This window comes from Streptomyces sp. MB09-01, assembly GCF_033794505.1.
GTDB lineage: Bacteria > Actinomycetota > Actinomycetes > Streptomycetales > Streptomycetaceae > Streptomyces.
Genome location: NZ_JARAYQ010000276.1, coordinates 1 through 10,343 on the forward strand (window position 1 = coordinate 1; position 10,343 = coordinate 10,343).

Genomic DNA, 10,343 nt, shown 5'->3' on the forward strand with positions numbered 1-10,343 from the left:
CCACATCGCCATGACCGACCTCATGACCCGCCGCCTCACCAGCGAGAACACCATCTCCTGGCGCGACCCGAAGAAGACCACAGAACACCCGATTCTGGGATGAAACATCGGACGAAAACGACCTCTGAGAGACCGGGGCAGAACTGCATACGACGAGAACCGGCAGCAGTCGAGACTCCGAAGGCGTCACGCAGACGGCCCTTCCGAGTCGGCTTCGTATGGTGCCTGGGCATGAAGCTCTTGATGAAGGTGCAAGGGTCGTCAGACCGTTGGGTGGCTGCAACGCCTTGTTGTTTCGGCCCCACTTTTCCCGTCTGAGGTGGCTCCAATGAGCGAGTGCGGGCGCTGTCGGAACGGCTTGCGATGGCTCCGGGGTCCGGTCTGTTCTGGCCCCGCTTGTGAGTTCTATCGGTCGAGGAAGCCTGGGTCGGCCGTCTGGATGTAGTGGCTGAGGAGTTCGCGGTTGTGGAAGGCGGCGTGCAGGAGGACGGCAAGGTCCGTGAGGGCCTTGAGGTCGGGGCTTGTGACTACGAAGGTGCCGGCCTCTGATCCAAAGAATTGAAGATTTCTGCCGCTTTCGGGCATTTGGGAGTAGGTCAGTGACTGGGCCAGGCCTTCCCAGCCGTAACCGTGGCATTCGGCGTTGTGCTCCTCGAAGACGTCGGCGACCTGCTCCATGTCTCCGTCGAACAGGTAGAGGCAGTGGGAGCCGTCGGATTCGCCGCCTTCGTCCAGGTGGAACGGGGCCAGGGCAGATGCGTCGGTCATGCGGTGATGGTAGAGATAGCCGTGTTCCGAGGCTGGTGCGGGTGGCCCTTCAGGCTGAGCGGGTGTGTGCCCTCTCCAGCTTGGCCTTGGTCTGGGCGAGGCGGTGGGACTCGGTGCCGGTCTCAACGATCGCGCCGTTGAAGGTGAGCCGGTCGACGATGGCCGCGCAGAGCCGGGGATCGGTGAACGTCTTCGTCCAGCCTCCAAAGGTTCGTCGGGCGGGCGGCCGTGTCAGCGACCTCATTACGGCGTAATGATCCGAGGGGGAACTGGAAGCTGTCCCGTCTCAAGCGACCTGGCTTCGAGAGGGGACCCTGGCCTGCGGCGACCAGTTCAGCAGAGACGCCGAGATGCCGGGAATCTCGGGTGAGGTGGTCCCGGGTGGGTGAATGCCGGATGTCGTCTCCGTCGATCTGGTCCGGCTCTGCTGTTTCGAGAAGCCGGTGGAGTGCGGTCACGGCTGCGCTGTCAGCCTGCTGGGTGAGAGGTTGGGCCCAGCCCCCGGGTGGGAAATGGCGGACGAGGATGGGCCAGGTCAGGTCGTGTCCTGCGCCGCGGCGGACGACGAGCCATTCCTGCAATGTGCTCGTACCACGTAGCTCCTGGAGCGGGATACGGGCCGGCACTTCCGCCCTGGGCCATGCCCGGCTCATCACCACCGCCGGGCCGGTCCTCGCGTTGTCATCGGCGGAACCGAGGCTCCCTTTCATGAGCCGCACCACTGTGCCCCGCCCGGTCGACGTCACCGCACACTCCCCCGAGCTCACATCGGCGGCTCGCGCGGCTGTACGACTCCCCCGGCGTCGGCGAACCGACTGCGGTGCAGAGTTCCACGGCCCTACGCTCTGGCCCTCCCCTGCCCGCGCGGGCTGCGAGACTAGGGATCATGACTGACCGTCGACCTCTCTTGCTGCCCACCTTCTCCGACCCTGCCGCCGACGCTCCCGTGCCGGCACACTCCGGCGGCCGCTGGCCGCTGCCGGTCGAGCAGGGCGCCGACTTCCGCTCGCCGCCCGGCGAGACCGTAGCCGCACCTGCTCCCGCCCGGCGCCCGCTCACCGCGGGCGTCCTGACGTTTTCTCACCCGGACCGGCAGATCTGACCGACTCCGGCGCCGCACGGCGCAGTTGACTGGGAGGCCCGCATATTCCTGAGTGGTCCCTCAGCAACAGGATTAGCGACGTGATGACCACACCGGCACGGTAGCGGGCGGCCCGCTTGGGTGATCGCCGCTGGTCTCCCCCGGACGAGGGCGCCCTGTACCTGGGCGGCCTGATGCCCGTATCCCGAAGCGCCTCAAGCCCGGCCGTCGATCACGAGCCCGGCCGCTCCGCGTCTATTCCCACCTTGGCGGAGGCAAGCTGATGGACGCCATCCCCCTCGCGATCGACGGCTACCTCGATGCCGTCCCCGTCCCCGGCGACACTGCGGGCACCGCCTGCACCGGCCCGCCGACGACATTGCCGAGGAAGCGATCTGGGTCTGTCACGGGCGACCTCTTTATCGCGCACACCCTTGCCCTCTCGCCTCTTCTGAGAGACCGGGGCAGAACTGCATGGGGACGAGACCCCGGCAGCAGTCGAGACTCTGAAGGCGTCAGGCAGACGGCTCCTCCGAGTCGGCTCCGTATGGTGCGTGGGCATGAAGCTCTTGATCAAGGTGCAAGGGACGTCAGCCCCGTCGGGGCTTGCGTCGATGCGACCCATGCCATTACGCCGTAATGAAGGAGATCGGTCTCCCCTCTGATCCTGAGGGAAGACCGACTCGCCTCACTGAAGCTGCGGGAGCTCCAGCAGGGGCCAGCAACCGCCGTAGTTTGGTCACTTGTGCGGGTGTCTCTACGCTCCGGAGCGGCCCCTGCTCCGCCCGGTCAAAGATCGTCGGGCAGGGCTGCTGTGTCAGCGACGTCATTCATTACGGCGTAATGATCCGCGGGGAAACTGGAAGCGTCTGCCGGAGCTGTCGCAGGTTCCTGTGTATTGGTCACTGCGTGGCCTCTCCCCCGGAGGTCTCGCCGTCCGGCAGCCATCCCACTCAAGGGCCGCCCTTGGCGGCAGGAAGTCAGTGGCCGGGACGACGGCCATTACGCCGTAATGGAGAAGCCCTGTCTTCCTCACATGGTCATGTGGGGAAGACAGGGCTCGATGCGCTGTGGTTTTCGAGGAGTGCGTGCGGCACGCCCGTTCATTACGGCGTAATGAACCCCCGTGCCACGGTGGGGGGTGCCGCCAGGAGGTGCAGGAGCTGGGCCCGGTACTCGGGACTCGTGCTTGCGTGCAGCTCTTGTGCGAACTCTTCGACGTCACCGATGAGCTCGATGTATCGGGCGAGGGCTACTTGACGCTGGCCGTGCTGCGACAGCTTGGCGAACGCGATCTCCATCGCCGCTGCGCCGTCCGCCCACGGCATCTTGACCTGCGGCGGTACGACAGGCATTCCATTCTGGGCCGGCGCCTCGTCGGCTGGAGCCGGCACAGCTGCGATGTCAGCAACGTCCTGTGGTGTCACGATGCGCGTGGAATCCTGGGCCGGCGCCACATCGGCGGGTGCAGGCGGGGCTGCCGTGTCAGCTACGTTCCCCGTCATTACGGCGTAATGATCGGAGGAGGAAGCGGAGGGCTCTTCCACAGGTGCCATGGGTGCCGACGCCTCGGTCACCGCATGATCAGAGCGTGTCGGTGACGGGACCCGCTTCTTTGCCGCCTTCTCTTCCTTCAGCCGCTCCAGATGTGCGGCCTGCTCTTCAGGCGCCTTGTTTCCGACACGGCGCAGCAGCTCGGCGGGCTCCTCCCCCGCCACCAGCTTTGCCTGGAGGTCGGGAGTGAGACCGAGCAGGGCCAGGCGCTGGGAGACCCAGCCCTGCGAGCGGTGCAGCCGGTTGGCGAGCGCGTCCTGCGTGCCTACGACCTGGAGGAGCTGCTGCAGTGCTCGTGCCTCGTCGAGGGGGTCGAGATCCTGTCGGTGAATGTTGGCGACCAGTGCGGATTCCAGGATCTCGACAGCCGTGTCGCCGAGATCCTCATCGATCATCACCTTGATCTCAGTGAGACCAGCCTCGCGAGCTGCGGCCAGACGCGAGTTGCCGTCGATCACGATGTACTTCGTCCCGTCCTCGAGCTTCTCCGCCATGGTGGGGTTGGCTTCGAGGTAGGAGAAGCGGGACATCACGGTGATGGCCTGCTTCTGCTTGTGGTCGCGAAGGCTGGCCGCGAGGTCGCTGAGGTCTCCGAGTGAGCTTCGTGGATTGGCAGGGTTGAGGCTGATCGCGTTCACCGGCAGCTTGACGGGAGGCAGTGCCCCCTCGGTGGGCGCGTTCGTCGCCGCGTTGATGGCCTGGCGGCGGGCGCTGACACTCTGCGTCTGCGTGAACGACGTACCCGTGCCCAGTTTGGACGCCTTGCTGCTCATGCGATCTCCCGTGCGAGCGCTCGCAGGGCTACGGCCTGCGGGCACTGAGGTGCGTAGGCGAGCAGTGCCTGCTTCACCCTTACTGCTTCCTTCTGTTCCTTCAGGTCACTGATGATTCCGACGACGCGGGGGTCTCTTATCGCCATCCAGCTCTCGAGAGACGAGGTGGCGATGTAGCCACGGCGGGCGTCGAAGTGATTGACGACAAGCCCCAGGTAGTCCAGCTCGAGATGCATGTCGGAGCGCAGGTCGTCGATCTGCGCTGTGAGGAGGCCGTAGGCGTCGGCAGAGCTGTCTTCCGCCTGGACGACAACGAGCACGCCGGAGTTTCCGGGCGTTTCGCCGTCGCGTCGCCGACCGTAGTAGGCGGCAGCGTCCATGCTCAGGCCCAGGCTTGGAGGGCAGTCGATGATGATGACGTCGTAGTCGGACTCCACTGGTCCCAGAGCGCGTTCCAGTGCTGCTTCGCGGGCTCGCACGCCGGAGAGTTTCACGTCGAGGAGGAAGGCGTCGGTGCAGGACGGCAGGACATGGAGGCGGTCTCCGAAGCGCTCGTCCTCGACGGGCACGATGAGGTCCGCGAGCTTCCCCGCGGCGTCGCCGGACATGTGCTTGGTGAGGCTGTCGCCGTCCAGCGGCAGGACCTGGAGTCCGAGCTGCTTGGAGAGGTGTCCCTGGGGGTCGAAGTCGACGAGGAGCACGCGCAGTCCGAGACCCGGGAGCTGTTCCAGGGCAGTCGGCGTGCTGTCGGAGTCTGTGTCCGCGAGGGCGTGTGCAAAGTGCTTGGACACGCCTACCGGATAGAGCGTGTCGACGTCCTCCGCCAGGGCCTGTCCGGTGCCGGCTGCGACGGCGGTCTTGCCCACGCCGCCCTTCTGGTTGCAGACGACGATGCGTCGTACGACTGAGGGGCGGACTACGCCCGGTGCCGGGTTGGCCTGCAGCCAGAGTGAGACGGACTGTGCGAGGCCTTGGATGAGTGAAACGCCGCGGCTGCTGCAGTCGGTTCGGAACTCTTCCCACTGCGTTGGGGGCAGCCACGTCGAGAAGGACCTGGCGCCGGTTGTGTCGATGGGGGAGAGGTTGGACCCGAGGCCGCGCCAGGCCTTGATTCCTTCCTCTACCGCGTGCTGGATATCGATGCGCCGTTGAGCGGTGCGCACCTTCAACTGTTGCTGCAGTGACGAGGGCAGTTTGGAGACGATCTTCTCTCGGTCCCCTGAGGATGACGACGACATGGGGACACCTTACTAACAATCAAGATCTATTTCAGCAAGTACACGTTACCTACGCTGTCGAGGGTCTCCATTACGCCGTAATGAAGACCCTCGGAGCCCCCTGACTCGCCATGTCGCGCACCGCCCAAGCACGTGGGCTGTCCGTCCTGAGCGGGACCAGGCCGTCTCAAGCCGCTTACCGTCTGCTCTCCCTGGGCCCGCACACGAGCAGTCTGGGGCTCTTCAGATGGACTGCCTTCTGGAGAGCCCCGCTGGTTCACGACGCTCCTTTGTCCTCCCCTTAGCCCACCTCAGGGTGGTCGCCCAGGGGACGTTGCCGCTCGAGGCTGCTGACGATGCGCCCGGTGGGGAAGGACAATCGGCCTACTGGAACGACCCAAGGGCCCCAGGCGGACAAGGGCTCGGGCAGGTGAAGGCCGTGCTCGGCTGCGGCTTGTTCCGCTGCGTCGAGGCCTTCCACAGGGCTTGCCACTGCTGGGCCTGGACGGGAGTCATATTCGGATCCGCCACACTCCACCAGCGCCCGCTCTCCCTGCGCTGAGGCGTGAGGGAAGCACGGAAGCTTGCCCAGGTGTCGCCAGGCTGCGCGGCAGCCGTGTGGTGGAGATGGAGAAAGAATGCGGGGCCGAGGGAGGGATACGCGACGAGGGTGGCGAGGAGAACCATGGCTGCCCGGTAGGGCCGGTAGTGCACCTCGCGGGACGTGTTGGTGTCTGGGTCCACGAGAGGGGCTCGCTGTTCGTCGAGATCGGCTTCACGGTGGTCTCGACGGATTGCGGTGAGCAGACCGTAGCTGTTCGCCAGCCGTTTGACCGCGCGGGGAGTGGCCACGAGGAGTGGCGGACCGAGCAGGTTCAGCAGGGCGATCTCTTCGGGCTCGAGGGTGAGCGGGTCAACCCGCTCGATCACACGAGCAGCTGGCAGGACAACCCCGTACGTTTCGTCCTCGCCGGCGGAACCCTCGTCACTCGCACGGACCGCAAACGCGGTCTGTGGGGCTTCATCTTCAACTAGAGGAGGCAAGGGGCGTACCGCGGACGGAGTGCCGGAAGCATCGTTAGGGTGCGAGGGCGCGGGGGCCGGCGCGGTCATGTCATCCCGTACGCCGACCAAGGTGTGCAGCATCCGCTGGTAGCCGCCTGTGTCCAGCGGCGGCAGCGTGAGCACCACCTGGAAGATTTTCTCCAGGTACTGCGCGGGAGTGGAGCGCCACAGTTCCTCGTCGTCGGGGTCTACTGAGCCTTCGTCTCCGCCTTCGGTGTCACTGGAATCCTCGCCCTGGTCGAGGAGATCCCGGTAGTGCGCGCTGACAGCACGCAACAGCCAGCGGGGGTCAACAGCAACCACGACGACGAACAAGTCGACGGCGAGCAGCAGATGGACGGCCTCCAGCATCTCCACTACGCGCTGGGGTGGGCATCGGTCCAGGTCGTCGATGTAGAGGATGATCCGGTCGATTCGCGGCAGTTCGTCACCGGCCTCGTCGGTATCTGCCCCAGGCGTGTCGGGGGAGTCGTCCGCAGCGTGGGCTAGCAGCTCCGCCATGTGCTGGAAGTCCTCTCGGATCTGAGTCATCACCCCCAGCTGGCTGCGGTAGTCGCCAGTAACCGCCCGGTCGGCAACCAGCCCGGCCAACAGCCCGGCTGCGGTGACGTTCTGCACCTGCCTTGTGAGCTCGGTGACCTCGGCGTCGGCGACGTCGGCAGCGGTCTGCAACCGGCGACGCTGCTGCTCACCGAACTGCACCGCTTTCTGCCATGCAGCGTTCGCACGGGCCTTGGAGGCCTGAACGAAGCGGAACATCGTGCGCACGACCAGTGCCGCACAGGCGATGCCCGGAAGGGTCGCTGCCCAACCCCACAGCGCTGGAAGACCCCAGGCCATCACGATCGTGGCGCCGGCCAATACAACGAGGACAGCGATGACTGCGGCGGCAACTTGCGGAGCGCTTCGGACAAGACGCCAGGAGGCCTGGCCAGTTCCCCGCAGTGCGGCCACGGTGCGTGCTGCCTCCGCATAGACCTTCTCCGGACCTTCGCCTGCGAGCAGCCGTACTTCTGCTCGCTGTTCCTCAGGAAGGCGGTCCCACAGACTCTCGGGTTCCTCGAGCACCTTGTGCAGCTCGTCGCGACGCGCCATCGCCGCGTACAGCCTCTCTCGCAGGCGGCGCTCACTGACCAGCTCGGCTGTGAGGCGGGACTGCCTGCGCTGTTCCTCGTCGACGTCGCCGTCCATCGGTGCGGCCAGCTGGGCGAACAACTCGGACACCAGGCTGGCCCACAGGCCGGTTTCCGCGTAGTGCCAGGCGTTGAACCTGACTTGTCGCACTGCGCTGTGCGCGAGCGGATTGTCCGGCTGGGCCGTTGCCTCCACCTGCTTCTGCAGCAGTTCCAGAAAGTGACTCTTGCCCTGCCCCCAGTCCCCGAACAGTCCCACCGCCAGTGGTGGCCTCGCTGTACGCGCGGTGATCAGCTCGGCGACCGCCGCTGCCTCCCCGGCCCTGGCAAGCTCGTCGGTGGAAGCGGTAACGTCCGAACGGTAGGCGGGCAGCCGTGGGATGGGCCGACGCTCAACCACCTCCCACAGCAGAACGCCGCCGTCGTCATCGCCGGTGGCCAGTGTCGGCCGACCCCCAGGGTTCCCCCAGGCCCCCCACACCAGACTCCCGGAATGACCGCGCAAGTGCTCTCCCAAACCAGTGCCCTCTACGGGGTCCCACAGCCGTACCTCACCCTCTCGGTCTCCTGTCGCCAGTACCGGCCAGCCTCCGATGCTGCTCCATGCACCCCACACCAAGCCACCGCGATGGCCGGTCAAGGGCTGCCCTCGTAGGCTGCCGGTCGCCGGATCCCACAACCGAACGGTCCCGTCAAAGCCACCGGTAGCCAACACCGGCTGCCCAGCTACCTCGCCCCAGACGCCCCACTCCACGCTGTGCTCATGACCGTGCAAGATTTCGCCCAGCGCAGTGCCCTCCGAGGGGTCCCACAGTCGGACCTCACCCTTGCGGTCGCCCGTGGCAAGTACGGCCCGGCCGTCGACACGGCCCCATGCACCCCACTTCACAGGCTGGGAGTGGCCCGTCAGCAGCAGTGCTGGCGTGGGTGCCCGCGCGAGGTCCCATACGCGTACCTCTCCGTAGGGGTCGCCGTGGCAAGCACCGGTCGGCCGTCAACACGGCCCCACGCACCCCATTCCACGATGTCGCTGTGGCCGGTCAGCTGCATGGCCTCGACGCGATGCACCGGATCCCACAGGTGAACCTGGCCTGTATAGCTGCCAGTGGCCAAAACGGTTGCGGGCCCGATCGTGCCCCATGCCCCCCAATTCCCAGTCGCTTCGACCGGACCGTCCATGGGTTCACCGAAATCGGTTGCCGCTGGTTCCGCTGTGCGGGCTTTCCTCGTGCCGTCTGCGGAGAGAGGGTCCCACAGACGCACCGTGCCGTCTCCGCCACCCGTGGCCAACAATGGCTGACCTGCCAGGTCTCGCCACGCCCCCCACAGCACCGCGCCGTCATGACCACGGCCAGGGATTTGGGACACAGTTCCGTCGAGCGGGTCGCACAGTCGCACTCTGCCGCGCGCGTCGCCAGTGACCAGTACCGGCCGACTGCGCAGTGTGCCCCACAGTCCCCACAGCCCCCCACCGCCTTCATGTCTCGGCAAGGGTTTCCCGACCGGCATGCCACGCAGAACAGGTGCCCCGATGCTGGCGCTCATGGCAGGAATGTAGGAGTTGGGGGCATGTCCGCCCGGGTAGGCGCTGCGGCAGGTTGTCGACGAATCGTCTGGACACCCATGGCGTTCCTGTCTGTACGAGGCGCTGCCTGGCCGGTTGGTGTGTCCTGTCGTCTCAATTGAGCCATTTGGGTGCTGTAGGGGAAGGCTTTCGGAGACCTGAAAGCCCTGTGAGCCCCGCTGGGGCTCTACGGAGTGAGAGAAGGGTCGTTCATACCGGGCCTGTTGAGATGGGCCCCCCAAGGCCCCATAGAAGGCGTCGCTTTTTAGATATTTGGTCTTAAATCTCCGGTATAGCCTCTGGTCGCGCCTTGTCGGGGGGTGGAGCAGCCTGCGCCTGTCACGCCGGGAAGAGCAGTCACCCGACGCAGCCGTTTGGTGAATTGCTTCACCCCGGGAACGGCGAAGGTGCCCTTGGTACCCGGTGCGGCCAGCGGCGGCGGGAGCGTAGAGCCAACCAGTAGCGTCTGCGGTGTTCTCGGCGAGCTCGAGTTCGGCTGCCCGACAGGGTGTGAACTGGAGGGTGTGAAGGCCGGCTGTCTGACTGGCCGCCAACCAGAGGAAGCGTGTCCGGGAAGGTCTGAGATCAAGGCCCCGGCCGCACCGGCATCGTCCAGCTCGTCGCGAACCGGGCGACGCCGAATACGAGTTGTCTTCTGCACCCGGTCAGTGCCACGAGCCACGGCATTGCGGTGAAGTTCCGGTCATGAGGTTCTGTTCCCTTCAACGGAGGGCGTGACGAAAGGCCGCTGCTGAGCTGCAGCCCACGCCCGGGACAAGGGGCGGCATGCGCCGACCACGATGAGGGCGCTGCCGACAAGAACCGCTCGACCAGGGGGTCACCGACGCTGAGAGCAACGGCGATCCCAAGCGGGGGCAGGAAAGTGACTGCGCTCGCGCCACTCAGTACGGCCTGGTATCGGCCGGTGGCATGGCGCGGTCGACGGTCGCGCCGGGTCAGCCGATGTCGGGCGGGTCGATGCGCACCCGCACCGCGTCGGCCGCCGCCACTCCCCGCGCCGTCCGGGCCGCCTGCGCCGTTTTGAGGGCGGCTGCGAGGGCCGCGCCGCTGCCCGGCGGGACGCGGATTAGCGCCCGGTCCCCCGGGGACCGCTCCCCGCGCCGCCCGGGTATCGGGACCGGGCCCAGGATCTCCGCGTCCGGGGGCAGCCCGGCGCCGGCCAGGAAG

General features: G+C 66.5%; 5 protein-coding genes and 4 pseudogenes. 2 read left to right on the plus strand and 7 right to left on the minus strand.

Annotation, left to right across the window (positions count from 1 at the left end):
- Nucleotides 1–103, plus strand: a pseudogene (locus PV721_RS36345) (IS5/IS1182 family transposase); the annotation flags it as partial.
- 302 nt (nt 104–405) lie between these two features.
- Here the strand turns inward: PV721_RS36345 and PV721_RS36350 are convergent.
- Nucleotides 406–768, minus strand: a complete 363-nt coding sequence (locus PV721_RS36350; protein WP_319732021.1) for an Imm51 family immunity protein — start codon at nt 766–768, stop codon at nt 406–408.
- A 49-nt stretch (nt 769–817) separates the two neighbouring features.
- Nucleotides 818–988 (minus strand): annotated as a pseudogene (locus PV721_RS36355) (ATP-binding protein); the annotation flags it as partial.
- A gap of 666 nt (nt 989–1,654) precedes the next feature.
- Here PV721_RS36355 and PV721_RS36360 point away from each other — a divergent pair.
- Nucleotides 1,655–1,870 (plus strand): hypothetical protein, encoded by a 216-nt coding sequence (locus PV721_RS36360; protein ID WP_319732022.1) that lies wholly within the window; start codon nt 1,655–1,657, stop codon nt 1,868–1,870.
- Nucleotides 1,871–2,955: 1,085 nt separating this feature from the next.
- Here PV721_RS36360 and PV721_RS36365 read toward each other — a convergent pair.
- From PV721_RS36365 to PV721_RS36380, 5 genes and pseudogenes are all read right to left on the minus strand, one after another.
- Entirely contained in the window at nt 2,956–4,176 is a 1,221-nt protein-coding gene (locus PV721_RS36365; RefSeq protein WP_319732024.1) for a ParB/RepB/Spo0J family partition protein, read from the minus strand.
- Nucleotides 4,173–5,414 carry a ParA family protein gene (locus tag PV721_RS36370; RefSeq protein ID WP_319732026.1) on the minus strand — a complete coding sequence of 414 codons (1,242 nt, stop codon included), beginning with the start codon at nt 5,412–5,414 and terminating at the stop codon, nt 4,173–4,175. The genes PV721_RS36365 and PV721_RS36370 overlap by 4 nt, the downstream gene beginning before the upstream one ends.
- 363 nt (nt 5,415–5,777) lie before the next feature.
- Entirely contained in the window at nt 5,778–7,991 is a 2,214-nt protein-coding gene (locus PV721_RS36375; RefSeq protein WP_319732028.1) for a P-loop NTPase fold protein, read from the minus strand.
- A 282-nt stretch (nt 7,992–8,273) separates the two neighbouring features.
- A pseudogene (locus PV721_RS44145) lies at nt 8,274–8,480 on the minus strand (hypothetical protein); the annotation flags it as partial.
- A gap of 1,631 nt (nt 8,481–10,111) precedes the next feature.
- Nucleotides 10,112–10,343 (minus strand): annotated as a pseudogene (locus PV721_RS36380) (primosome assembly protein PriA); the annotation flags it as partial.